The 24647-nt window shown below is 65.5% G+C and carries 25 protein-coding genes; 15 read left to right on the top strand and 10 right to left on the bottom strand.

Annotated features, from left to right (window positions below; translation table 11 throughout):
* The first annotated feature begins 66 nt into the window (after positions 1–66).
* Positions 67–1206: a radical SAM family heme chaperone HemW gene (gene hemW, locus F3J43_RS10950; protein WP_286184500.1), complete on the top strand. Its 1140-nt coding sequence runs from the start codon at positions 67–69 to the stop codon at positions 1204–1206.
* Positions 1207–1215: 9 nt separating this feature from the next.
* Positions 1216–1542 carry a DUF3392 family protein gene (locus F3J43_RS10945; RefSeq protein ID WP_166885693.1) on the top strand — a complete coding sequence of 109 codons (327 nt, stop codon included), beginning with the start codon at positions 1216–1218 and terminating at the stop codon, positions 1540–1542.
* 195 nt (positions 1543–1737) lie between these two features.
* Here the strand turns inward: F3J43_RS10945 and trmB are convergent, their stop codons facing one another.
* The 4 genes from trmB to F3J43_RS10925 form a co-directional block, all read right to left on the bottom strand.
* Entirely contained in the window at positions 1738–2460 is a 723-nt protein-coding gene (gene trmB, locus F3J43_RS10940) for a tRNA (guanosine(46)-N7)-methyltransferase TrmB (protein ID WP_166885691.1), read from the bottom strand.
* 9 nt (positions 2461–2469) lie between these two features.
* Entirely contained in the window at positions 2470–3264 is a 795-nt protein-coding gene (locus F3J43_RS10935) for a thiazole synthase (protein ID WP_166885689.1), read from the bottom strand.
* Positions 3265–3319: 55 nt separating this feature from the next.
* Entirely contained in the window at positions 3320–3520 is a 201-nt protein-coding gene (gene thiS / locus F3J43_RS10930; RefSeq protein WP_166885687.1) for a sulfur carrier protein ThiS, read from the bottom strand.
* 103 nt (positions 3521–3623) lie between these two features.
* Positions 3624–3995, bottom strand: coding sequence for a DUF423 domain-containing protein (locus F3J43_RS10925; protein ID WP_166885685.1), 372 nt, complete (start codon positions 3993–3995; stop codon positions 3624–3626).
* Positions 3996–4059: 64 nt separating this feature from the next.
* Here F3J43_RS10925 and mtgA point away from each other — a divergent pair, with 64 nt between their 5' ends.
* Entirely contained in the window at positions 4060–4770 is a 711-nt protein-coding gene (gene mtgA, locus F3J43_RS10920) for a monofunctional biosynthetic peptidoglycan transglycosylase (protein WP_166885683.1), read from the top strand.
* A 100-nt stretch (positions 4771–4870) separates the two neighbouring features.
* On the opposite strand, the gene rpoH is transcribed toward mtgA, so the two are convergent.
* The 4 genes from rpoH to ftsY all read right to left on the bottom strand — a co-directional run bounded on the left by rpoH (position 4871) and on the right by ftsY (position 9087).
* Entirely contained in the window at positions 4871–5725 is an 855-nt protein-coding gene (gene rpoH / locus F3J43_RS10915; RefSeq protein ID WP_166885681.1) for an RNA polymerase sigma factor RpoH, read from the bottom strand.
* Positions 5726–5834: 109 nt separating this feature from the next.
* The gene (gene ftsX, locus F3J43_RS10910) at positions 5835–6863 is read right to left on the bottom strand and encodes a permease-like cell division protein FtsX (protein WP_166885679.1); all 1029 of its coding nucleotides are present in this window, start codon (positions 6861–6863) and stop codon (positions 5835–5837) included.
* A complete protein-coding gene (ftsE, locus tag F3J43_RS10905) occupies positions 6860–7531 on the bottom strand; it encodes a cell division ATP-binding protein FtsE (protein WP_012274659.1) in 672 nt (223 codons plus the stop codon). Before ftsE ends, ftsX begins: the two co-directional genes overlap by 4 nt.
* Entirely contained in the window at positions 7528–9087 is a 1560-nt protein-coding gene (ftsY, locus tag F3J43_RS10900; RefSeq protein ID WP_166885677.1) for a signal recognition particle-docking protein FtsY, read from the bottom strand. Before ftsY ends, ftsE begins: the two co-directional genes overlap by 4 nt.
* Positions 9088–9321: 234 nt before the next feature.
* Between ftsY and F3J43_RS10895 the strand changes: the two genes are divergently transcribed.
* From F3J43_RS10895 to F3J43_RS10870, 6 genes are all read left to right on the top strand, one after another.
* The gene (locus tag F3J43_RS10895; protein ID WP_166885675.1) at positions 9322–10677 is read left to right on the top strand and encodes a M16 family metallopeptidase; all 1356 of its coding nucleotides are present in this window, start codon (positions 9322–9324) and stop codon (positions 10675–10677) included.
* The gene (locus F3J43_RS10890; protein ID WP_166885672.1) at positions 10670–12163 is read left to right on the top strand and encodes a M16 family metallopeptidase; all 1494 of its coding nucleotides are present in this window, start codon (positions 10670–10672) and stop codon (positions 12161–12163) included. Before F3J43_RS10895 ends, F3J43_RS10890 begins: the two co-directional genes overlap by 8 nt.
* The gene (gene rsmD / locus F3J43_RS10885; protein ID WP_166885670.1) at positions 12163–12765 is read left to right on the top strand and encodes a 16S rRNA (guanine(966)-N(2))-methyltransferase RsmD; all 603 of its coding nucleotides are present in this window, start codon (positions 12163–12165) and stop codon (positions 12763–12765) included. The genes F3J43_RS10890 and rsmD overlap by 1 nt, the downstream gene beginning before the upstream one ends.
* A gap of 91 nt (positions 12766–12856) precedes the next feature.
* A complete protein-coding gene (locus F3J43_RS10880) occupies positions 12857–14200 on the top strand; it encodes a M16 family metallopeptidase (RefSeq protein ID WP_166885668.1) in 1344 nt (447 codons plus the stop codon).
* Positions 14197–15618, top strand: a complete 1422-nt coding sequence (locus F3J43_RS10875) for a M16 family metallopeptidase (RefSeq protein WP_166885666.1) — start codon at positions 14197–14199, stop codon at positions 15616–15618. Before F3J43_RS10880 ends, F3J43_RS10875 begins: the two co-directional genes overlap by 4 nt.
* Positions 15611–16603, top strand: a complete 993-nt coding sequence (locus F3J43_RS10870) for a hydrolase (protein WP_166885664.1) — start codon at positions 15611–15613, stop codon at positions 16601–16603. The genes F3J43_RS10875 and F3J43_RS10870 overlap by 8 nt, the downstream gene beginning before the upstream one ends.
* Before the next feature lie 65 nt (positions 16604–16668).
* On the opposite strand, the gene F3J43_RS10865 is transcribed toward F3J43_RS10870, so the two are convergent.
* The gene (locus F3J43_RS10865) at positions 16669–17523 is read right to left on the bottom strand and encodes a sulfurtransferase (protein WP_166885662.1); all 855 of its coding nucleotides are present in this window, start codon (positions 17521–17523) and stop codon (positions 16669–16671) included.
* A gap of 27 nt (positions 17524–17550) precedes the next feature.
* Positions 17551–18216: a TetR/AcrR family transcriptional regulator gene (locus F3J43_RS10860; RefSeq protein WP_166885660.1), complete on the bottom strand. Its 666-nt coding sequence runs from the start codon at positions 18214–18216 to the stop codon at positions 17551–17553.
* A 174-nt stretch (positions 18217–18390) separates the two neighbouring features.
* Here F3J43_RS10860 and F3J43_RS10855 point away from each other — a divergent pair, with 174 nt between their 5' ends.
* The 6 genes from F3J43_RS10855 (at position 18391) to ggt (ending at position 24596) form a co-directional block, all read left to right on the top strand.
* Positions 18391–19821 carry a coniferyl aldehyde dehydrogenase gene (locus tag F3J43_RS10855; protein WP_166885657.1) on the top strand — a complete coding sequence of 477 codons (1431 nt, stop codon included), beginning with the start codon at positions 18391–18393 and terminating at the stop codon, positions 19819–19821.
* Between the two features lie 15 nt (positions 19822–19836).
* Positions 19837–20322 carry a twin-arginine translocation pathway signal protein gene (locus F3J43_RS10850; protein ID WP_166885655.1) on the top strand — a complete coding sequence of 162 codons (486 nt, stop codon included), beginning with the start codon at positions 19837–19839 and terminating at the stop codon, positions 20320–20322.
* Between the two features lie 40 nt (positions 20323–20362).
* On the top strand, positions 20363–21961 hold the full coding sequence (locus F3J43_RS10845; RefSeq protein ID WP_166885653.1) for a GMC family oxidoreductase: 1599 nt from the start codon (positions 20363–20365) through the stop codon (positions 21959–21961).
* 112 nt (positions 21962–22073) lie between these two features.
* A complete protein-coding gene (coaD, locus tag F3J43_RS10840) occupies positions 22074–22553 on the top strand; it encodes a pantetheine-phosphate adenylyltransferase (RefSeq protein ID WP_166885651.1) in 480 nt (159 codons plus the stop codon).
* Positions 22554–22662: 109 nt separating this feature from the next.
* Positions 22663–22914, top strand: a complete 252-nt coding sequence (locus F3J43_RS10835; RefSeq protein ID WP_166885649.1) for a YfhL family 4Fe-4S dicluster ferredoxin — start codon at positions 22663–22665, stop codon at positions 22912–22914.
* Positions 22914–24596, top strand: coding sequence for a gamma-glutamyltransferase (gene ggt, locus F3J43_RS10830; RefSeq protein ID WP_166885647.1), 1683 nt, complete (start codon positions 22914–22916; stop codon positions 24594–24596). The genes F3J43_RS10835 and ggt overlap by 1 nt, the downstream gene beginning before the upstream one ends.
* Positions 24597–24647 lie beyond the last annotated feature (51 nt).

Here is a 24647-nt window from a genome sequence, read left to right as displayed (position 1 = left end):
AAGCAGTCCCCCCAGCCGCTCCATCCGGGCGCGGCTGGCTTCAGCACGCAGGCGCCACGCCTGGCACTGCCAGAGCTGCCGCCACTGTCGCTGTACATCCATATCCCCTGGTGCGTGCGCAAGTGTCCTTATTGCGACTTCAACTCGCACCAGGCCGGCCCTGAACTGCCTGAAGACGACTACATCGACGCCCTGCTGGCCGACCTTGACCAGGAACTGCCCGCCGTCCAGGGACGCCCGATCAGCACCATCTTCTTTGGTGGCGGCACCCCAAGCCTGTTCAGCGCCAACGCGCTCGGCCGCCTGTTGCGCGGCGTGGAGCAGCGCATCCCGTTCGCCGCCGACATCGAGATCACCCTGGAAGCCAACCCCGGCACGTTCGAGCAGGACAAGTTCAAGGCCTACCGGCAGACCGGCATCAATCGCCTGTCGATCGGCGTGCAGAGCTTCCAGCCCGCCAAGCTCGAAAAGCTCGGCCGCATCCACAATGGCGCCGAAGCGGTGCGCGCCGCCGACATGGCCCGTGCGGCAGGCTTCGACAACTTCAACATGGACCTGATGCACGGCTTGCCGGACCAGTCGCTCGACGATGCCCTGGGCGACCTGCGCCAGGCCATCGCCCTGGCGCCAACGCACCTGTCGTGGTATCAGCTGACGGTCGAACCCAACACCGTGTTCTGGAACCAGCCACCGGAGCTGCCCGAGGACGACATCCTCTGGGACATCCAGGAAGCTGGCCAGGCGTTGATGGCCGAGCATGGCTACCGACAGTACGAAGTCTCGGCCTACGCCCAGTCCGGTCGTGCCGCACGGCACAACCTCAACTACTGGCGCTTCGGCGACTTCATCGGCATCGGCGCCGGTGCCCACGGCAAGCTGTCGTTCCCCGACGGACGCATCCTGCGCACCTGGAAGACCCGTCTGCCCAAGGATTACCTGAACCCGGCCAAGCCGTTCAAGGCCGGTGAAAAGCTGCTGCCCGTCGATGAACTACCCTTCGAGTTCCTGATGAATGCCCTGCGCCTCACCGATGGCGTGGAAGCCGAGCTGTTCAGTCGCCGCACCGGCCTGCCGCTGGCGCAGCTCGCCGAGGCACGCCGGGACGCCGAACGAAAGGGCCTTTTGCAGGTCGAACCGGATCGTCTGGCAGCCACGCCGCGCGGCCAGCTGTTCCTCAACGACCTGCTGCAGTACTTCTTGAATTAAGGATGACCCATGGACCTGGTACTTGACCTGCTCTCGACCGTTTCCCGCTGGAGCCGCAGCAACCTGTCGGAGATCTCGCTGGCCCTGGTGGGCTGCCTGCTGGTGCTGTTCGGCACCGATATCAAGGGCTGGGTGGAAGCGCGCCTGGGCGGCCTGGCCGGTGCCCTGCGCGTGCCATTCATGGCCTTGCTGGTGATGATCGGCAGCGGCGCGGCGCTGATCTATGCGACACCCTGGATCGTGAAGGGGCTGGGGCAGTTCAACAACTATGCACTGGCGCCGGTACTGCTGGTGGTGCTGGTATTGATCGGCGTGGTGGCTGATCGGCGGGGCTGATCCCTGGCTAGAAGCCGACACTGGAAGTGCTCACATGTGCGCAGCACGACTTTGCTCAAGACTGTCAGCAGCTCAGTGACGCGCTCCGCAGGCAGTTCGCGGGGGCTCTCCAGCGACATTTGAGCACTCAGACCGCATGAAAAAACCGCCTTTCACAAGGCGGTTTCTTATTGCTGCGCTGATGCAGACCTGGACTCAGTCGACTTTCTCGAACTTCAGGTCCCACACCCCATGCCCCAGTCGCTCGCCACGGCGCTCGAACTTGGTGATCGGGCGCTCTTCCGGACGCGGTACATAGGCGCCATCAGCCGCCTGGTTGCGATAACCCGGCGCCACCTTCATGACTTCCAGCATGTGCTCGGCATAGGGCTCCCAGTCAGTGGCCATGTGGAACACGCCGCCCACCTTCAGCTTGCTACGGACCAACTCGGCAAAAGCCGGCTGGACGATACGGCGCTTGTGATGACGGGCCTTGTGCCAAGGGTCGGGGAAGAACAGCATCAGCCGGTCGAGGCTATTGTCGGCCACACAGCGGTTAAGCACCTCGATGGCATCGCAGTCGTACACCCGCAGGTTCTTCAGGCCCTGGGTCAGCACGCCGTTGAGCAGTGCGCCGACACCCGGACGGTGCACTTCGACACCGATGAAGTCCAGTTCAGGCGAGGCCGCTGCCATTTCCAGCAGCGAGTGCCCCATGCCGAAGCCGATCTCCAGGGTGCGCGGCGCCGAACGGCCGAACACCTGGTCGTAGTCCACCGGGCTGTCGGCCAGCGGCAGGATGAACTGCGGGCCACCTTGGTCCAGACCACGTTGCTGGCCTTCGGTCATGCGCCCTGCACGCATCACGAAGCTCTTGATGCGGCGGTGTGGGCGGGCTTCGCCGTCTTCGGCGATCGGCGTTTCTTGCGATTCAGTCATCTGGGGCTCTTACTTGATCAGACCTTCCAGCGGCGAGGACGCGCTGGCATAGAGTTTCTTCGGCATACGCCCGGCGAGGTAGGCCATGCGCCCGGCGACGATGGCATGCTTCATGGCCTCGGCCATCAGCAGCGGCTGCTGGGCATGGGCGATGGCCGAGTTCATCAGCACGGCTTCACAGCCCATCTCCATGGCGATGGTGGCATCGGAGGCGGTGCCCACGCCGGCGTCGACCAGTACCGGTACCTTGGACTCCTCGAGGATGATCTGCAGGTTGTACGGGTTGCAGATGCCAAGGCCGGTGCCGATCAGGCCAGCCAGCGGCATCACGGCGATGCAGCCGGCTTCGGCCAGCTGGCGGGCGATGATCGGGTCGTCGCTGGTATAGACCATCACGTCGAAACCATCCTTGACCAGCACTTCGGCGGCCTTGAGGGTTTCGATCACGTTGGGGAACAGGGTCTTCTGGTCAGCCAGCACTTCCAGCTTGACCAGGTTGTGGCCATCGAGCAGTTCACGGGCCAGGCGACAGGTGCGCACGGCCTCGACCGCGTCATAGCAACCGGCGGTGTTGGGCAGGATGGTGTAGCGGTCCGGTGGCAGCACGTCGAGCAGGTTCGGCTCGCCCGGATTCTGGCCGATGTTGGTGCGACGCACGGCGACGGTGACGATCTCGGCGCCCGAGGCCTCGATGGCCAGACGGGTTTCTTCCATGTCACGGTACTTGCCGGTGCCGACCAGCAGGCGCGACTGGAAAGTACGCCCGGCCAGGGTGAAGGGCTTGTCGCTGCGAACGTTGCTCATCGTTGTTCCTCTGGAAAAGGTTGCGGGACTTGCAGGTGAATCGCCGAACCGAAGCTCAACCACCGCCGATGGCGTGGACCACTTCGACCTGGTCGCCTTCGCTCAGCAGCGTGCTCTCGTGCTGGCTACGCGGCACGATATCCAGATTCAGCTCCACCGCCACCCGGCGACCAGCCAGCTCCAGGCGACCCAGCAGGGCCGCGACGCTCTCGCCCGCGGGCAACTCGTAAGGTTCACCGTTCAATTGAATGCGCATGCGCACGGCCACCATTGTTCTTTGGGGGCACGCATTCTAGCCCCGATCAGCCTTGCAACCCAAGGGTGGCGCGCGCCATTAGTCGCGATTGTGGACCGATCGGTCAGCCCAACCGCCAGGCGGCCAGGCCCAGGCACAGCCAACCGGCGAGGAAGCACAACCCACCCAAAGGAGTGATCATGCCCAGCTTGCCCAGGCCAGTGAGGGTCAACACGTAGAGACTGCCGGAGAACAGCACGATACCCAGCGCGAACAGCCCTCCGGCCCAGCCGACCAGACGCCCGGGCAGGTGCACCGAGAGGATCGCGACCCCAAGGATCGCCAGGGCATGGACCAGCTGGTAGGTGACACCGGTATGGAAGATCGCCAGGTAATCGGCGCTCAGGCGGCTCTTCAGGCCATGGGCGGCGAAAGCGCCGAGCGCGACACCGGTAAAGCCGAAGAAGGCGGCGAGCATCAGGAAGCTGCGAAGCATGGGACGACTCCTCGAGAGGGGTCTGTATAATGGCCCGTTCCACCGGTCCGGCCAAGCCATCACCATGCTGTCATCCCTCCTCCGCCGCCTCTCCCGTGCCCTGCTCTGGTTCGCTGCCGGCAGCATCGCCGTGGTGCTGGTGCTGCGCTGGGTACCACCGCCCGGCACGGCGCTGATGGTCGAGCGCAAGGTGCAGTCGTGGACCCATGGCGAGCCGATCGACCTGCAGCGCGACTGGACACCCTGGGCGCAGATCTCCGATGAACTGAAGGTCGCGGTGATTGCCGGCGAAGACCAGAAGTTCGCCAGCCACTGGGGCTTCGACATCCCGGCGATCCAGGCGGCGCTGGCGTTCAACGAGCGCGGCGGCAAGATCCGCGGCGCCAGCACGCTGACCCAGCAGGTGGCCAAGAACCTGTTCCTGTGGTCGGGGCGCAGTTGGCTGCGCAAAGGTCTGGAGGCCTGGTTCACGGCCCTGATCGAGCTGTTCTGGTCGAAGGAGCGGATCCTCGAGGTCTACCTCAACAGCGCCGAATGGGGCCCTGGTGTATTCGGTGCCCAGGCCGCGGCACGCTATCACTTCGGCGTGGATGCCAGCCGGCTGACGCGACAACAGGCCGCGCAACTGGCAGCGGTGTTGCCCAGCCCGATCAAGTGGAGCGCCAGCCGCCCCAGTGCCTATGTCGCCAGCCGGGCAGGCTGGATCCGTCGGCAGATGAGCCAACTGGGCGGACCAAGCTATCTGATGCAGCTGGCTCCGGCACACAGGCGCTGAGTCCTGGAGCCCGCTCCTGCGCCTCAGTCATCTGAGGCACACAAAAAAGCCGCTGCCTCTTGCGAGGACAGCGGCTTTTTCAATCCAGCCAGGGCGCCGATCAGATCGTGATCAATGCCTTGACCTTGTTCATCGCGTTCTTTTCCAGCTGACGAATACGCTCGGCCGAAACGCTGTACTTCTCCGCCAGCTCATGCAGCGTAGCCTTCTCCTCGGCCAGCCAGCGCTGGTAGAGGATGTCACGGCTGCGATCATCCAGCCCCTGCAGGGCGACATGCAGGTTGTTGGTGGAGTTGTCGCTCCAGTCAGCATCCTCCAGTTGCACGGCCGGGTCGTAGCGATGGTCTTCCAGGTAATGCGCAGGCGACTGGAAGGCGCTATCGTCGTCGGCTTCCGCCGCCGGGTCGAAGGCCATGTCCTGGCCGCTCAGGCGGCTTTCCATCTCACGCACTTCACGAGGTTCGACACCGAGGCTTTCGGCCACACGGTGCACTTCGTCGTTGTTCAGCCAGGCCAGGCGTTTCTTCTGGCTACGCAGGTTGAAGAACAGCTTGCGCTGGGCCTTGGTGGTAGCCACCTTGACGATGCGCCAGTTGCGCAGGATGAACTCGTGGATCTCGGCCTTGATCCAATGCACCGCGAAGGACACCAGGCGCACGCCCATCTCCGGGTTGAAACGCTTGACCGCCTTCATCAGGCCAACGTTGCCTTCCTGGATCAGGTCGGCCTGGGCCAGCCCGTAGCCTGCATAGCTACGGGCGATATGGACAACGAAACGCAGGTGGGCCATCACCATTTGCCGAGCGGCTTCAAGATCCTGCTCGTAGTAGAGACGCTCGGCCAGTTCACGCTCCTGCTCCGGCGACAGCAGGGGAATGCTGTTGACCGTGTGCACGTAGGCTTCCAGGTTTGCACCGGGAACCAGGGCATAGGCAGGTTGCAACGAATTGGTCATTCAAGTACCTCCGGCTTACAGACTCATGCCTTTTGGGCACTGCCAGCATAGACAGGGAACCGTTGTACAAGTTCCCTAATGAAAAAATGTCAATACTGGCCACACACATTTATCGCGGTGCCAGCTCGTTCAAATGCCGAGCCACTGCGATCCATGCACCGATATACCCCAACAGCACCGCGCCGATCAAGAGCGAAAGACCATCCGAGGCGGGAACGCCTCCCAGGGCGAAATCGCTGCCATACAGCCCGGAAAGCCCGACTACCGCGTCATTGAGCCAGTTCAGGCCAAACGCCAGGATCCCCCAGGCCAGCACACCGGCGCCCAGGCCGTACAGCGCGCCCATGTAGAGGAAAGGCCGGCGCACGTAGCTGTCGGTGCCGCCCACCAGCTTGATCACCTCGATCTCGACACGGCGGTTCTCGATATGTAGACGAATTGTGTTACCAATTACTAACAGCAGTGCAGAAATCAGCATCACCGCCAGACCGAAGACAAAACGGTCACCCAGCTTGAGGATCGCCGCCAGACGCTCGACCCACAGCAGGTCAAGCTGCGCCGCCTCGACCCGCGGCAACTCCGACAGGCGCTGGCGCAGTGCCTCCAGGGCCGGCTTGTCGACTTCGGTCGGGGTCACCACGACCACGCCCGGCAGCGGGTTGTCCGGCAGCTCGCGCAGCGCCTCGCCCAGGCCGGACTGCTGCTGGAACTCTTCCAGCGCCTGCTCACGGCTGATGTACTGGGCCTCGGCGACGCCCGGCATGCCCTTGATTTCCTCACGCAAGGCCTCGCCATCACGGCTGCTGGCATCGAGCTTGAGGTACAACGAGATCTGCGCCGCGCGCTGCCACGAGCCGCCGAGCTTCTCGACATTCTTCAGCAACAGCGACAAGCCCATGGGCATGCTCAGCGCCACGGCCATCACCAGACAGGTGAAGAAGCTGCCGATCGGTTGCTTGCCCAGGCGCCGCAGGCTGTCGGCCAGGCTGGCGCGGTGGCTTTCCAGCCAGGCATGCAGCAGGCTGCGAAAATCCGGGCCATCGTCGTCGTGGTCGCCGCGCTTCTTGCTGGACGGCTGCGGATCGGCGGCCTTCGGCGCGACGCGCTCGGAAACCTTTGGTGTACGTGTGATGCTCATTGCCCGGCCTCCCCATCGCCGATCAAGCGGCCGCGTTGCAGCGTCAGCATGCGGTGGCGCATGCGCGCGATCAGCGCCAGGTCGTGGCTGGCGATCAATACCGTGGTGCCCAGGCGGTTGATGTCCTCGAACACCCCCATGATTTCCGCGGCCAGGCGTGGATCGAGGTTACCGGTGGGCTCGTCGGCCAGCAGCAATGCCGGCTGGTGGACGATGGCGCGGGCGATGCCGACGCGCTGCTGCTGCCCGGTCGACAGATCGGCCGGGAACAGCTCGCCCTTGTCGCTCAACGACACACGCTCCAGCGCCGAGTCGACTCGCTTGGCGATCTCGGCCTTGGACAAGCCGAGGATCTGCAGCGGCAAGGCGATGTTGTTGAACACCGTGCGGTCGAACAGCAACTGGTGATTCTGGAACACCACGCCGATCTGCCGGCGCAGGAACGGGATCTGCGCGTTGCTGATCTGGCCCAGGTCCTGCCCGGCCAGCATCAGCTTGCCGCTGGTCGGACGCTCCATGGCCAGCAGCAGGCGCAGCAAGGTGCTCTTGCCGGCACCGGAGTGGCCAGTGACGAACAGGAACTCGCCACGACGCGCCCGAAAGCTCAGTTCGTGCAGGCCGACGTGGCCGTTGGGGTAGCGCTTGGCTACCTGTTCGAATCGGATCATGAAGGTTCCCGCTCGGCGAACAGTGCCTTGACGAAAGGTTCGGCCTCGAACGTCCGTAGATCGTCGATGCCTTCGCCGACCCCGATGAAGCGGATCGGGATGTTGAACTGCTTGGCCAGGGCGAAGATCACCCCGCCCTTGGCGGTGCCGTCCAGCTTGGTCAGGGCCAGGCCGGTCAGTTCGACGCTCTGGTTGAAATACTTGGCCTGGCTGATGGCGTTCTGGCCGGTGCCGGCGTCGAGCACCAGCAGCACTTCGTGCGGCGCGTCGGCGTCGAGCTTGCCCATCACCCGACGGACTTTCTTCAGCTCCTCCATCAGGTTGTCCTTGGTGTGCAGGCGACCGGCGGTATCGGCGATCAGCACGTCGACGTTGCGGGCCTTGGCGGCCTGCACCGCATCGAAGATCACCGAAGCCGAGTCGGCGCCGGTGTGCTGGGCGATCACCGGGATCTGGTTGCGCTCGCCCCATACCTGCAACTGTTCCACCGCCGCGGCGCGGAAAGTGTCGCCAGCGGCGAGCATGACCTTCTTGCCTTCGAGCTGCAGCTTCTTGGCCAGCTTGCCGATGGTGGTGGTCTTGCCGGCGCCGTTCACGCCGACCACCAGGATCACATAGGGTTTGTTCTGCGCATCGATCTGCAGTGGCTGCTCCACCGGGCGCAGCAACGCGGCCAGTTCGTCCTGCAGCGACTTGTACAACGCGTCGGCGTCGGCCAACTGCTTGCGGGCAACCTTCTGCGTCAGGTTCTGGACAATGGTCGAGGTGGCTTCGACGCCGACATCGGCGGTCAGCAGGCGGGTCTCGATCTCGTCGAGCAGGTCGTCGTCGATGACCTTCTTGCCCAGGAACAGGCTGGCCATGCCCTCGCCAATGCTGGCGCTGGTCTTCGACAGGCCCTGCTTGAGGCGAGCGAAGAAGCCGACCTTGGCCGGCTCGGCGGCGACAGGGGCTGCGACCTGCTCGGGTTCTGGCTCGGGCTCAGGCTCGACTGCGGCCGACACCACGACCGGAGCGACCTCTACCACAGGCTCAGGAGCAGGCGCGGCTGGCGCTGGCGCAATGGCCTCGGGGGCTGGCGCGACGAACGGACGCTCGGGAATGACGGGCGGGGCCTTGGGCTCGAGATCGGCCACCAGTGCCACCGGTTCTTCGGCGACCGGCAGCACCAGGTTGCTCACTGGCGCGGCAGGCGCTTCGACCGGCTCTGGCGCGACGGGTACCGGCTGGGCCACCACCGGCTCGATCACCGGCGCCTGCAACGGCGCGGCGACCAGCGGCTCGACGATGGGCGTGGCGACCAGCGGTTCAGCCTGTACCAACGGCGCAGGCTCGACAATCTGCGGCGCGGGCGCCTCGACCACCGGTACATCAGCCTCTACCGGAGCGGCCTGCTCGACGGACGGCTGCGGGGCGACCGGCGCCACGGCCTGCGGTTCAGGGGTTTGCGGCTGTTCGGCGACAGGTTGCTGCGGTTTCTTGCGAAACCAGCTGAACAGGCCTTTCTTCTCGCCCGCCTCGGCAGGCGCTTTTTTGTCGTCGTTGGAACCAAACATGGAAGACGGCTATCTCAGGGTAGCGATGAGCCATCAGCGGCGCATCGGAAATTCTTGACTCACGCAGAACAGACTACTGTGAATCCAGCTGGTTCATGCGCAACGTTTTGTCGTAAGGGCCTGCGGGCCAGAACGGCGGCAGGCATGGTCGCCAGGCAACCGGATCAGTATCCTAGCACCTCCTGGCCCGCCGACGCTAAACCCAAGCGGGCCGCCGAACAGGTTAACCACCGTATGAATGCTCTAGCCCGCCGCGCCGCTGGCCTGTTGCTCGGCACATTGTGCCTGCCGCTGGCAGCTTTCGCCGCCGATGTGCAACCGACCCACGAATTCATCCTGGACAACGGCCTGAAGGTGGTCGTGCGCGAGGACCACCGTGCCCCGGTGGTGGTCTCGCAGATCTGGTACAAGGTCGGTTCCAGCTACGAAACGCCTGGCCAGACGGGCCTGTCCCACGCCCTGGAGCACATGATGTTCAAGGGCAGCGCCAAGGTCGGCCCCGGCGAGGCGTCACGCATCCTGCGCGACCTCGGCGCCGAGGAAAACGCCTTCACCAGCGATGACTACACCGCCTACTACCAGGTGCTGGCCCGTGACCGCCTGCCAGTGGCCTTCGAACTCGAAGCCGACCGCCTGGCCAGCCTGCGCCTGCCGGCCGACGAATTCAGCCGGGAAATCGAGGTGATCAAGGAAGAACGCCGCCTGCGCACCGACGACCAGCCCAACGCCAAGGCCTTCGAGCTGTTCCGCGCCATGGCCTACCCGGCCAGCGGCTACCACACCCCGACCATTGGCTGGATGGCCGACCTTGAACGCATGAAAGTCGAGGAACTGCGCCACTGGTACGAATCCTGGTACGCGCCGAACAATGCCACCCTGGTGGTGGTCGGCGACGTCGGCGTCGACGAGGTGAAAACACTGGCGCAGAAGTACTTCGGCGCCATCCCCAAGCGTGCGGTACCGCCCAGCAAGCTGCCGCTGGAACTGGCCGAGCCGGGCCTGCGCCAGCTCACCCTGCATGTGCAGACCCAACTGCCGAGCCTGATCTACGGTTTCAACGTCCCAGGCCTGGCCACCGCCAAGGACCCACGCACGGTCAATGCCCTGCGCCTGATCTCCGCGCTGCTCGACGGCGGCTACAGCGCCCGCATGCCCGCACGCCTGGAGCGCGGTCAGGAGCTGGTGGCCGGCGCCTCGTCCAGCTACAACCCGTTCACCCGCGGCGACAGCCTGTTCCTGATCTCGGCCACGCCCAATGTGCAGAAGCACAAGACCCTCGCCGACGTCGAGAAAGGCATCTGGCAGTTGCTCGACGAACTCAAGACCACGCCGCCCACCGCCGAGGAACTCGAGCGCGTGCGCGCCCAGGTGATCGCCGGCCTGGTCTACGACCGCGACTCCATCAGCAGCCAGGCCACCACCATCGGCCAGCTGGAAACCGTCGGCCTGTCCTGGAAGCTGATCGACAACGAGCTGGACGACCTCAAGCGCGTCACGCCACAGGATATCCAGGAAGCCGCCCGTACCTATTTCTCCCGCGAACGCCTGAGCGTTGCCCACGTACTGCCCGAGGAGTCCGCTCATGAGTGATCGCAGCGCACCCCGCTACACCCTGTTCGGCCTGGCGATCATCGTCGTGGTGGTGGCCATCGCCCTGCTGCTGGCGCGTCCGGCCCAGTCCGACAACGCCGCCAAGCCCGACACCGCGGCACGCCCGGCCAATGCCCTGCAGTCGCTGGCCGAGCTGGACGGCAAGGCCCCCAGCCGGCGGCAACTGAACATCCAGCACTGGACCACCGCCGAAGGCGCCCGGGTACTGTTCGTCGAGGCGCGCGAGCTGCCGATGTTCGACCTGCGCGTGACCTTCGCCGCTGGCAGCAGCCAGGACGGCGCCATCCCGGGCCTGGCCACGCTGACCAACGCCATGCTCAACGAGGGCGTGGCCGGCAAGGATGTCACCGCCATCGCCGAAGGCTTCGAGAACCTGGGCGCCGATTTCGGCAACGGCTCCTACCGCGACATGGCCGTGACCTCGCTGCGCAGCCTCAGCGCCGCGCAAAAGCGCGAGCCGGCGCTGAAGCTGTTCACCGAGGTGGTTGGCCAGCCTACCTTCCCCGAAGACGCGCTCAAGCGTATCAAGAACCAGCTGCTGGCCGGCTTCGAGTACGAAAAGCAGAACCCCGGCAAGATCGCCGGCAAGACCCTGTTCGCCAACCTCTACGGCGACCACCCGTATGCCCACCCCAGCGACGGCACCGCCCAGACCATCCCCGGGATCACCCTCGAGCAACTGCGCGCCTTCCACCGCAAGGCCTACACCGCCGGCAACGCGGTGATCGCCCTGGTCGGCGACCTCAGCCGCGGCGAGGCCGAGGCGATCGCCGCCCAGGTCTCCGCCGGGCTGCCCAAGGGGCCTGCCCTGGCCAAGCCTGAGCAGCCACACGAGCCGAAGGCCAGCGTGACCCACGTCGACTTCCCGTCCAAGCAGACCCACCTGATGCTGGCCGAACTGGGCATCGATCGCAACGACCCGGACTGGGCAGCCCTGTCGCTGGGCAACCAGATCCTCGGCGGCGGTGCCTTCGGCACCCGCCTGATGAGCGAAGTGCGCGAGAAGCGCGGCCTGACCTACGGCGTGTACTCGGTGTTCAGCCCGATGCAGGTGCGTGGCCCGTTCATGATCAACCTGCAGACCCGTGCCGAGCTCAGCGAGGGCACCCTCAAGCTGGTCCAGGACATCCTCGCCGACTACCTCAAGAACGGCCCGACCCAGCAGGAGCTGGACGATGCCAAGCGCGAGCTGGCCGGCAGCTTCCCGCTGTCCAACGCCAGCAACGCCAGCATCGTCGGCCAACTGGGCGCGATCGGCTTCTACGGCCTGCCGCTGAGCTGGCTGGAAGACTTCATGCAGCAGTCCCAGGCGCTGACGGTCGAGCAGGTGAAGAGCGCCATGAACAAACACCTCGCGGCAGACAAGCTGGTGATCGTCACCGTCGGCCCGAACGTGCCGCAGCAGCCGCTGCCGCCCCCCACTGACAAACCCGCCGAGCAGCCGCTCGGCGTACCGGAGCACTAATGGCAAGACCCAACACCCCCGCGCGCCCGGCCCCGGGCGCGAGCAAGGGCCCCGGCCAGCTGCGCATCATCGCCGGCGAATGGCGCAGCCGCCGCCTGGCGGTGCCGGAAGGCGAGGGCCTGCGCCCGACGCCCGACCGCGTGCGCGAAACCCTGTTCAATTGGCTGGCGCCATACATCGAAGGCGCCCAGGTACTCGACGCCTTCACCGGCAGTGGCGCGCTGGTGCTCGAAGCGCTGTCCCGTGGCGCTGAAGACGCCGTGGCGCTGGACAGCAACCCGGCAGCCATCGCCAACCTGAAGAACAACCTCGAGCTGCTGCGTTGCCCGCGCGGGCAGATCCTGCAGACCGACGCACTGCGCTACCTGCAGGGCCCGGCGAAGAAGCAGTTCGACGTGGTGTTCCTCGATCCGCCCTTCCACCAGGACCTGCTGGCCAACACCTGCAACCTCCTGGAGCAGGGCCAATGGCTGCGTGAGCAGGCATGGATCTACACCGAAAGCGAAGCCGTGCCCTCTTCGCTGCCGATGCCAGGCAACTGGCGCCTGCATCGCGAGAAGAAAACCGGCCAGGTGCATTACGCGCTCTGGCAACGAATCTGATACATGATCTTCAGCCTAATTAAGTAACACAGGCGCTCGGTCACTTTCGCTGAAGCTGCTCCGGTTAGTCGGAAATCGGAGCAGCCCATCCATGAGTTCTTCCCCCATCCCCAGTGTTGATGCCAAGGCGACTCAAGATGCCCTGGCCTCTATCACTGCTGCCATTCCTTCCAAGCTCTCCCACTTCACGCTTGAAAACGGCCTGTCGGTCTATCTGCGTGAAGACCGCAGCACGCCGATTGTCGCCGTGCAGCTCTGGTATCACGTCGGCACCAGCCATGAACCGCCAGGGCACACCAACCTCTCCCATCTGCTGGAACATCTGCTGTTCGAGGGCAGCAGCAAGCTGCCTGCCGGACAGTACTCGCGGGTGATCGCCCTGCTGGGGGGCAAAGCCAATGCCACTACCCATGATGATGCAACCGCGTTCGACATATTGCTGCCCGCCAATCGGCTCCCCATGGCATTGGAAATCATGGCCGATGCGATGAGCAGCGCCACGCTCGATCAAGCGCAGTTCGAACACGAGATCAAGAGCATCGAGGACGAACGCAGGCTGAAATACGAGAATTCGACGTATTTCCAGCATCTGGATCGGCACGAAGCGCTTGCCTACGCGGGCAGTCCCTATGGCGAACCTACTTTCGGTCACGCACTGGACCTGAGCGAAATGCAATGGGCATCCGTACATGCCTGGTATCGCACCTGGTACGTGCCAAACAACGCTACGTTGGTGGTCGTTGGCGCGACCGACCTTCCAGCACTTCGCCGTCAGGTGGAGGCTCACTTTGCCGCCATCCCTCGGGGGCCACTGCCTGAAAAGGCCACCCTGCGATTCTCAGGTGAAATGCGCGAGCGCAGCCAGGTCCTTGAAGATGAGAGCCCTCAAGAAGCGGTACACCTGTCATTCAATGTCCCCAGCCAGGCCAGTGCGTCCTCGGTGCACATCACGTTTGCCCTGCGACTGTTGATAGAGCTGCTCGGCGAGGGATTCAGCTCCCGGTTCTACAGCCGCCTGGTACGCGACCAACGCCTGCTCACGTACATCCAGATCAGTTACGAGCACCTGCATCGTGGCGATACGCTGCTGACAGTATCTGCACTTTGCAACAAGGACCTGGCCACCCCGCAACAGGCCGCGCAGGCGATCTGGGAGCAGATCGACGAACTGCGCGGCTCGCCACTGCCTGAACAGGAACTGGAGAGTGCCAAGCTACGCCTGCTCACCAAGCAGCTCTACAACAGCAGCAAGCACGAGCTACAGGCCGAAGGGATTGGCCAGACCGCGGCCGCCGGCCTTGACCCCATGTTGATCGACCTGGGAGCGAAGATCATCCGTGACCTCACGGTTACGACCGTACAACAAGTAGCCATCGAGTACCTGCGACGAGAGCGCCTGACGATTACCTGCATACAGCAAGGAGAAGCAGCATGAGCACTCCTTCCGAACAGGCCACGGCAACCGCACTCGCCAGCCTTACCTCAACCCGGACGGTCGATATTCGGCAGTACCAGACGCTCCAGCATCAGGTGCAACAATGGCAAACACCTGAAGGGACGCGAGCCAGGTTCGTCGCCTGTGCAGCACGGCCCATGTTCGACCTGGTCCTGCGTTTTCGCGCAGGCAGTTCACTGGACGGCGATACACCGGGCCTTGCAGCACTTGTGCTGTATAGCCTGGACCAAGGCACCGCGCTGCTTGATGCCGCTCAGTTCGTCGAGCAGTTGGAGGGGGTTGGGGCGATCCTGAGCAGGGAAATTGGCCTGGACCACTCGAGCATCACCCTGCGCGGCCTGTCGCTGCCCGCCCTGCGCAGCAAGGCCCTGCAACTGCTCACGGCCATGGTCACCCAGCCCGCATTCAGGGCCGCAGACACTGAAAAGATCAAGCTGCGCCTGCTTCGTCATCTACAAGACCGCACCAGGCACAGTACCTACCTGCTCAGCGACACGACCATGGCCCAACTCTTTGCCGGCCACCCCTACGCTACCGCTGAGGTCGGTACCCCAGCAGGCCTTGCCAGCATTGCAGACGAACAACTGCGCCATTTCCATCGCCGGGCCTACTCCGCCAACAACCTGGATATCGGCCTGGTAGGCGACCTGTCCCGCGAGGATGCCGAAGCACTTGTCGGCGCGATCTCGGCAGCATTGCCTCAGCAATGGGCCGCGATACCTCCTCCGCCAGCGCCAGCACGCATCGCAGAATCGTTACCGATCGCTCGCCCCAACATCACAACTCAGGCTGCACTGACTTACACCCTGCAACTACCCCCTGCGGACCCCGGATATCCGGCACTGCTCATGCTGGACCAGATCCTCGGGGCCGACTACGAGTCGCGATTGATGCAGGTATTGCGTGTCCAGCACAGCCTGACCTACAGCATCCACTCAAGGTTGAGGCCACTAGATGCCGCATGCCTGTTGCAGATTTTCTGGGACATCGAGCCGGCATACCGGGACGCCTCTCGGGCGCTAGTGACACAGGTCGTGCAAGACCTGTGCAACCATGGCCCGAGCCAGGCCGAGTGCGACCTGGCATTGAGCCAACTGACGGGAGGGCTGCTGATCGCCATGGCGGACAATGGTGAACTGGCCAAGAGCCTGGCGAGGTCCAGCCACCAACAGCAGCCGGTGGACCATCTCTCTCTGCTCCAGAAAGACCTTGCCAGCCTGACGCCCTTGGCACTGCGCAATACCGCCAGAACCTGTTTGCAATCACAGCAAACGACTTTCGTGACCATCGGTCCGGCTATCGATCAGCAGCCATTACCCGCAGACCAATTACGCAGTCAAAGCATGGCGTTTCATGGCACTCTAGGCAGGCACATCACGAGCACCCAGCATGCCTAGTCCCACCGCCAGCTTCCGCCCGGCCATCGGCCTGTCCAATCCCCACCTGCAGACCTTGTGGGGCCCGCTCTGGCGCAAGCTGCCTGCCCTGCAGCGCAATCGCGAACGCCTGTGGCTGACCGACGGCGACTTCCTCGACCTCGACTGGCACGGTCCGCATAGACCTGATGCACCGCTGGTACTGGTACTGCACGGGCTGACCGGGTCGTCCAACTCCCCCTATGTCAAAGGCTTGCAGCAAGCGCTGCAGGCGCGCGGCTGGGCGAGCGTGGCGCTGAACTGGCGTGGCTGCTCGGGCGAGCCCAACCTGCTGGCGCGCAGCTACCATTCCGGTGCCAGCGAGGACCTGGCCGAAACCATTCACCACCTGCGCGCCCAACGGCCACTGGCACCGCTGTACGCAGTCGGTTATTCGCTGGGTGGCAATGTGTTGCTCAAGTACCTGGGGGAAAGCGGCGAAAGCAGTCAGTTGGAGGCGGCGGTCGCGGTGTCGGTGCCGTTTCGCCTGGACCAGTGCGCCGACCGTATCGGCCTGGGTTTCTCGAAGGTCTACCAGGCGCACTTCATGCGCGAGATGCTGACCTATGTGCAGGACAAGCAACGGCACTTGCGCGAGCGCGGGCACCATGAGGCGCTGGCGGCTATCGAACGCCTCGGGCCGCTGCGCGGCCTGCGCACCTTCTGGGACTTCGACGGCAAGGTCACCGCGCCGCTCAACGGTTTCAGCGATGCCCACGACTACTACCGCAGGGCATCCAGCCGCTACTACCTGGGCGAGATCCGCACGCCGACACTGATCATCCACGCCAACGACGACCCGTTCGTGTTCGGCCACAGCCTGCCGAGCGCCAGCGAGCTGGCAGCCGGGACTCAATTCGAGCTGCACAGCCGGGGTGGCCATGTGGGGTTCGTGGACGGCAGCCTGCGCAATCCGGGGTATTACCTGGAGCGGCGGATCCCGCAGTGGCTGCTGGAAGGTCGCTAGCGATCACGTCGTAGGCGCCAGCCTTGCCGGTGAACCGGCGTTTCGGCAAGGCTGGCTCCGACAGATCAGTCGCCGGTCGCCACGGCATGCTGCGGATCGTTGATCCACTCGCTCCACGACCCGGCATACAAGCGCCCCAGCGGATAGCCGGCCAGCGCCAGGGCAAACAGGTTATGGCAGGCCGTTACGCCCGACCCGCAATAGGCCACCAGTTGCTCCGGCGGACGCCCGGCCAGTTTCTCGGCGAAACGCTGCCTGAGCTGCTCGGCAGACAGGAACCGGCCGTCCGCGCCAAGGTTGTCGGTGAACGCCGCGCACTGGGCGCCAGGAATATGCCCGGCCACCGGGTCGATCGGCTCCACTTCGCCGCGAAAACGTGGCAGTCCGCGGGCATCGATCAAGGTCATTGCCGGATCTTCCAGGCGCTTGGCCAGGTGCTCGGCGTCGATCAGCAGCTTCATGTCCGGCGCACCGCTGAAGCTACCTTCCCGATGCGGCGGCGGGTCCAGGCTCAGCGGCAGGTGCGCGGCGTGCCAGGCCTTCAGCCCACCATCGAGGATGAACACCGCGCTGCGCTTGCCCAGCCAGGCCAGCAGCCACCATGCGCGGGCGGCGAAAGCACCCGGACCGTCGTCGTAAAGCACCACCTGGCTGTCGCCGTCCACCCCCCACTCGCGCAGGCGTTCGAGCAGATGCTGCGGCTCGGGCAGCGGGTGACGCCCGGTGCGCCCCTTGATCACCGGACCACTCAGGTCACGCTCCAGGTCGGCGAAGTGAGCGCCGGCGATATGCCCCTCGGCATAGCTGCGTTGACCGTAATCGACATCTTCCAGGGCGAAGCGACAGTCGAGGACCACCAGACCGGGCGCGTCCAGGCGCTCGGCCAGCTGCTGCGGGGTGATCAGTTGCGCAAGGGGCATGACAATCTCCTGATGAAGGGCCCTGATTCAGTGCTCCAGGGCCTGGTTGAACGGTACGTGGAATTCGCCGCACAGGGCATCCACCGCGGCGCGCGAGCCGGCAGTGACGAAGCCCAGCTCCAGCACCAATACCTGGTAGACGCCGCGCTTGAAGGCTTCTTCGCCCAGGTGCGCGCTATGCTCGCGGGTGGTGCTGAGAAAACGCACCCAGGACGTCAGGACGATCCAGGCATTGATGGTCAGGGATTCGATCTGCGCCGCCTCCATGGCCAGGATCCCGGCGTCGACGAAGCCACGATAGATCGCCTGGCCCTGCTGCAGGCAACGGCGGGAAAAACGTCGGTAGCGGGCGGCCAGCTCCGAGTCGCTGTCGAGCAGGTGCTCGAGGTCGCGGTGCAGGAAACGGTAGTTCCACATCGCCGCCAGCAGCGCCTTGAGGTAGAAACGCTTGTCTTCTACCGTAGCGGCCCGGCCCTGGGGCGGGCGCAGGAAGCTGTCGACCAGTTCTTCGTACTGGCTGAACAGCACGGCGATGATCGCCTGCTTGTTGGGGAAGTGGTAGTAGAGGTTGCCGGGCGAGATTTCCATGTGCGCGGCGATATGGTTGGTGCTGACGCTACGCTCGCCCTGCTGGTTGAACAGCTCCAGGCTGCTCTGCACGATGCGCTCTCGGGTCTTCATGCGCGGGGCCATGCTTGCGCTCCAGTCTCCGGGCTCTTATCGGTTGATCGGCCATCTTACGATCTATTACGCCTGGGCGTCAGGCCGTGGCGGTACAAATGTCCGGCGTTCTGGCACAAAAAGCACTCACCGCCCGGCGAATTAGAGTATAGGCTCTAGTCATCCCGTCTTGCTGGTGACTGCGCCATGACCTCGACCCTTTCCTCGTCTCCTGTGTCTTCCGACCTCGCTCTCGAGGCGACGTTCGCCCTTCAGCGCCAGGCGTTCGCCGGCCACCCCATGCCACCGGCGGCGCAACGTCGGCAATGGCTGAAGAGCCTGCGCGAAGCCTTGCTGGCTGACCAGGAGGCCTTGGTTGCCGCCACCGACGAGGACTTCTCCGGGCGTAGCCGCGACGAGACCCTGATCGCCGAGCTGCTGCCATCGATCCAGGGCCTGCGCCACGCCGAACGCCACCTGCAACGCTGGATGCGACCCTCACGGCGACGCGTCGGCCTGGCCTTCCAGCCCGCCAGCGCCCAGGTGCTGTACCAGCCTCTGGGCGTGGTGGGCATCATCGTGCCGTGGAACTACCCGCTGTTCCTCGCCATCGGCCCGCTGACCGGCGCCCTGGCGGCAGGCAATCGGGTGATGCTCAAGCTCAGCGAGGCGACCCCGGCCACCAACAGGGTGCTCAAGGCCCTGCTGGAGCGGGTGTTCCCTGAAGACCTGGTCAGCGTGGTGCTCGGCGAGGTAGCCGTCGGCCAGGCCTTCTCCCGCCTGCCGTTCGACCACCTGCTGTTCACTGGCGCCACCGGCATCGGCCGCCAGGTGATGCTGGCCGCTGCACACAACCTGACTCCGGTGACGCTCGAGCTGGGTGGCAAGTCGCCCGCCATCGTCTCGGCCGATGTGCCGCTGGACACCGCCGCCGAGCGTATCGCCTTCGGCAAGACCCTCAACGCCGGCCAGACCTGCGTCGCCCCCGACTACGTGCTGGTGCCCCGGCCGCGCCTGGACGCCTTCGCCGATGCCTACCGGCGCGCGGTACGCCGCCTCTATCCGCGCATCACCGACAACCCTGACTACAGCGCGATCATCAACCCGCGCCAGCTGGAGCGGCTGGAACACCTGCTGGCCGATGCCCGCGAGCAGGGCGCCGAGGTGCTCGACCTGTACGACGACGAGCCACGCCAGGGCCGGCGCTTGCCACCCCACCTGCTGACGGCGGTGACCGACCACATGCAAGTGATGCAGCAGGAAATCTTCGGCCCGCTACTGCCGCTGGTGCCCTATGACCGGCTCGATGACGCGCTTGCCTACATCAACCAGCGGCCACGGCCACTGGCGCTCTACTACTTCGGCTACGACCGTGGCGAGCAGGCCCGCGTGCTGCGCGACACCCATTCGGGTGGGGTATGCCTGAACGACACCCTGCTGCACGTGGCCCAGGACGACCTGCCGTTCGGCGGCATCGGCCCGTCGGGCATGGGCCACTATCACGGCCAGGAAGGTTTCCAGACCTTCAGCAAGGCCAAGGCGGTACTGGCCAAGCAGCGCCTGAACGCCGCCCGACTGATCTACCCGCCCTATGGCAAAGCCTTGCAGCGCCTGGTCTACAAACTGTTCATCCGCTGAACCGGGGGCCTGACCATGCACCGTCGCGACCTGCTGCGCCTGAGCCTCGGCGCCAGCCTGTTCCTCGGCACGGCCAGCCTGGTCGCCTGCGCCAAGCAGACACCGGCCGGTGACTATCGCGCGCTGCGCGAAGACGACCTGCCCATGTTGCTGGCCCTGGTCCCGGTGGTGCTGGCCGGCACCCAGGCGCCGGCGGATCGGGTGTTGCACAGCCTCGACCAGAAGCTCGCCGCCTTGTCGCCGGCGATGCTCAAGCTCACCCGGCAGTTGTTCGACGTACTCGCCCTGCCCCTGACCCGTGGTCCCCTGACCGGAGTCTGGGGCGGCTGGAGCAGCGCCAGCGACGCTGACGTCGAGGCCTTCCTCGAACGCTGGCGCAACAGCTCGCTGGACCTGTTGCGCCAAGGCCACGCCTCGCTGCTGCAACTGCTGCTGATGGCCTGGTACGAATGCCCCGAAGCCTGGGCCGCCTGCGGCTATCCCGGGCCGCCGAAAATCTGAACCCTGTGCCTGCCGCCCCGCTCATGCCGGAGGGAACCCCATGCCCGTACCCGATCCGTTCCGCCAAGGCCTCGAACGAGGCTGGATCACCCACGATGGCTCACGCCTGGCCCAGGACCTGGCCCTGGAAGCCGACGTTGCCGTGATCGGCAGTGGCGCGGGCGGTGCCACCACGGCCGAAGCCCTCAGCAGCGCGGGCCTGAAAGTGCTGCTGATCGAAGAGGGACCGCTGAAGACCAGCAGCGACTTCCACCTGCTGGAGAACGAAGCCTACGCCAGCCTCTACCAGGAAGGCCTGGGCCGCTTGAGCAAGGACGGCGCCATCACCATTCTCCAGGGCCGCGCAGTGGGTGGCACCACCCTGGTCAACTGGACCTCGAGCTTTCGCACGCCGCCACAGACCCTGGCGCACTGGGCCAGCGAGCACGCGGTCAAGGGCCTCGACACCGCCTCGATGACGCCTTGGTTCGAACGCATGGAGCAGCGCCTGGGTATCAGCCCCTGGGCGCTGCCGCCCAATGCCAACAACGATGTGCTGCGCCGCGGCTGCGAAGCGCTCGGCCATCGCTGGGCGGTGATTCCGCGCAATGTGCGTGGCTGCTGGAACCTGGGCTATTGCGGCATGGGTTGCCCGGTCAACGCCAAGCAGTCGATGCTGGTGACCAGCATTCCGGCCACCCTGGAGCTGGGTGGCGAACTGCTCTACCTGGCCCGCGCCGAGCGTTTCGAGCACGACGGCCAGCGCATCGCCCAGTTGCGCTGCCAGGCCCTGGACGCCCAGGGCGTCCAGCCCACTGGCCGGCAAATCACGGTCCGCGCCCGCCACTATGTGCTGGCCGGTGGCGGCATCAACAGCCCGGCCCTGCTGCTGCGCTCTGCCGCGCCCGATCCCCACGACTGCCTGGGCAAGCGCACCTTCCTGCACCTGGTGAACTTCAGCGCCGCTCGCTTCGACGAGAAGATCGACCCCTACTACGGCGCGCCACAGTCGATCTACAGCGACCAGTTCCAGTGGCAGGACGGCGTCACCGGAGCGGTCGGCTACAAGCTGGAAGTCCCGCCCCTGCATCCGGCCCTGGCCAGCACCCTGCTCGGCGGCCACGGCGAAGAGAACGCCCGGCGCATGGCCGAACTGCCGCACACCCACGTGATGCTGGCGCTGCTGCGCGACGGCTTCCATCCCGACAGCCCCGGCGGCCAGGTGGAACTGCGCGGCGATGGCTCGCCAGTGCTCGACTACCCGCTCACCGACTACCTGCGCGACGGCTTGCGCCGGGCCTGGCACAGCATGGCGCAGATCCAGTTCGCCGCCGGCGCCCGCCAGGTGTTGCCGGTGCATGGCGACGCCCGCCAGAGCGACTCCCTTGAACAGGTGACCCGCGTCATCGATGACCTGGCCCTCGAGTTGTTCCGCATGCGCCTGGGCAGCGCCCATGTCATGGGTGGCTGCGCCATGGGCGAAGACTCGCGCCAGGCGGTGTGCGACAGCCTGGGCCGACACCACCAGTTGGAAAACCTGTCGATCCACGACGGTTCGCTGTTCCCCACCAGCATCGGCGCCAACCCGCAGTTGTCGGTGTACGCCCTGGCCGCGCGGCTCAGCGACGGGCTGGCCGGGCGCCTGGCACCCAGGGCATGACAGCCGATACACGTACTGTCTATAGTGCCATCGGCCGGTCGCGCGACTTGGCCGGGCGCAATCGCTGCGCTACCATCCGACTCCCCAACGCACTCCAAGCCAGGATGACGCGATGAACCGAGTGTTGTACCCGGGTACTTTCGACCCCATTACCAAAGGCCATGGCGACCTGGTCGAACGCGCCTCGCGGCTGTTCGACCACGTGATCATCGCCGTGGCAGCCAGCCCCAAGAAGAACCCTCTGTTCCCGCTGGAACAACGGGTGGAACTGGCCCGCGAGGTCACCAAGCACCTGCCCAATGTCGAAGTCATCGGCTTCTCCACGCTGCTGGCGCACTTCGCCAAGGAACAGGGCGCCAATGTCTTCCTGCGTGGCCTGCGCGCGGTCTCCGACTTCGAGTACGAGTTCCAGCTGGCCAACATGAACCGCCAGCTGGCCCCGGACGTGGAAAGCCTGTTCCTCACCCCGTCCGAGCGCTATTCGTTCATCTCCTCGACCCTGGTCCGGGAAATCGCCGCGCTGGGTGGCGACATCAGCAAGTTCGTCCACCCCGCGGTGGCCGACGCCCTGACCGAGCGCTTTCGCAAGTAAGCACCAGGGGCATGCTGTCGCGCCCGCGTGTACTGCGGGCGCGAATGCGGCATAATTGCGCCCAACGCTTTGAAACATGCCCGGGCCCGATGCCCCGGCCGGAGTCCCCATGTCCCTGATCATCACCGACGATTGCATCAACTGCGACGTCTGCGAACCCGAGTGCCCGAACGCCGCCATCTCGCAAGGCGAAGAGATCTACGTGATCGACCCCAACCTGTGCACCCAGTGCGTGGGCCACTACGACGAGCCACAGTGCCAGCAGGTCTGCCCGGTCGACTGCATCCCCCTGGATGAAGCCCACCCCGAGACCCCGGACGAGTTGATGGCCAAGTACCGCCGGATCACCGGCAAGGCCTGATGCCGTTGTTCGCCACGTTGCGCCACGTCATTCTTGCCACCGCCCTGGTGCTGCTGGCGGGCGTGGCCCTGGCCGATGGCCCGGTACGCGCGGCCATCGCCAGCCCCAACGCCGAAGCCACTGCCGCAGCGCGGCAGATCCTCGAGCAAGGTGGCAACGCCTTCGACGCCGCCGTGGCCATCAGCGCCGCGCTGGCGGTGGTCGAGCCCTATGGCTCCGGCCTGGGCGGTGGCGGTTTCTTCCTGCTGCGCGAACACGGCGACACCCCGCGCTACGCCTTCCTGGATGCCCGTGAGCGCGCCCCTGGCGCGGCCCGCCCCGACCTGTACCTGAAAGACGGCAAGGTCCAGCCTGGCCTGTCGATCAACGGCGCCCTCGCCACGGCCATTCCCGGCCTGCCCCAGGCCCTGGCCGACCTTGCCGCCAGCCACGGCAGGCTGCCGCTCAAGGACAGCCTCGCGCCGGCGATCCGCCTGGCCAACCAGGGGTTCGCCGTCGATCGCATCTACCGCGACCGCGCCACCATGCGCCTGGACGCTTTGCGCAACGATGCAGAAAGCGCCCGATTGTTCCTCGCGGCCAATGACGTGCCGGCCCTGGGCACGGTGATTCGCCAACCCGAACTGGCCGTCACCCTGCAGGCCCTGGCCGAGCATGGCCGCGACGGTTTCTACCGAGGCCCGACGGCCCGGCGCCTGGTCGACGGCGTGCGCGCCGCCGGCGGTATCTGGACCCTCGACGACCTGGCGGGTTACCACACGGCGTGGCGCGAGCCCTTGCGCTACCAACTGGCCGAACAGCGCGAGCTGATCAGCAGCCCGCCGCCCTCGGCCGGTGGCGTGGCCCTGGCCCAGAGCCTGGCCATGCTCCAGCGCCTGCCCTGGCAAAGCGCCGAACCGGTACAGCGCAGCCACTACGTGATCGAAGTGCTGCGCCGGGCCTATCGCGACCGCGGCCTGCTGGGCGACCCGGACTACGTGAGCAACCCGATCAACCGCCTGCTCGCACGCCAGTACCTCACAGGGCTGGCCGACAGCATCGACGTTCACCAGGCCACCCCCAGCAGCGCGCTGCCGCCGGCACCGGCCTGGCGCGAAGGCGACCACACCACCCACTTCACCGTGATCGACGCCGCAGGCAACGCCGTGTCCGCCACGCTGTCGGTCAACCTGCCGTTCGGCGCGGCATTCAGCGTGCCGGGCAGCGGCGTAGTGCTGAACAACGAGATGGACGATTTCGCCGCCGACCCGCAGGGCAGCAACAGCTACGGCCTGGCCGGCAGCCAGGCCAACGCCGTGGCGCCAGGCAAGCGCCCGCTGTCGAGCATGAGCCCGACCTTCATCGAGGGCCCACGCCAGTTCGCCAGTTTCGGCACCCCCGGCGGCAGCCGGATTCCGAGCATGGTGCTGCTGTCGGTGCTGGGTTTCCTGGAAGGCAAGCCGGTGGCCGAGTGGCCGGCGACACCGCGCTACCACCAGCAGTACCTGCCGGACGTGGTCGAGCATGAACCGGGCGCGTTCAGCCAGGCGCAGATGGCCGAACTGGAGGCGCGTGGGTATCGGTTGAAGGATGTCGGGCGCCAGTACGGAAATCAGCAGGTACTGTACTGGGACAAGGCCGGCAAGACCGTCGAGGCCGCCAGTGATCCGCGCGGTGTAGGGCAGGCGGCGCTCGTCGACTGATTCAGCTGCGGCATCGCGGGGCCAACCCGCTCCCCCGCTCGAAACGTGAGG

It is taken from the genome of Pantoea sp. Cy-639, from assembly GCF_011752525.1.
Classification (GTDB): domain Bacteria; phylum Pseudomonadota; class Gammaproteobacteria; order Pseudomonadales; family Pseudomonadaceae; genus Aquipseudomonas.
The sequence above is the reverse complement of the archived record's forward strand: the minus strand, read 5'-3'. Positions and strand labels throughout refer to the sequence as shown.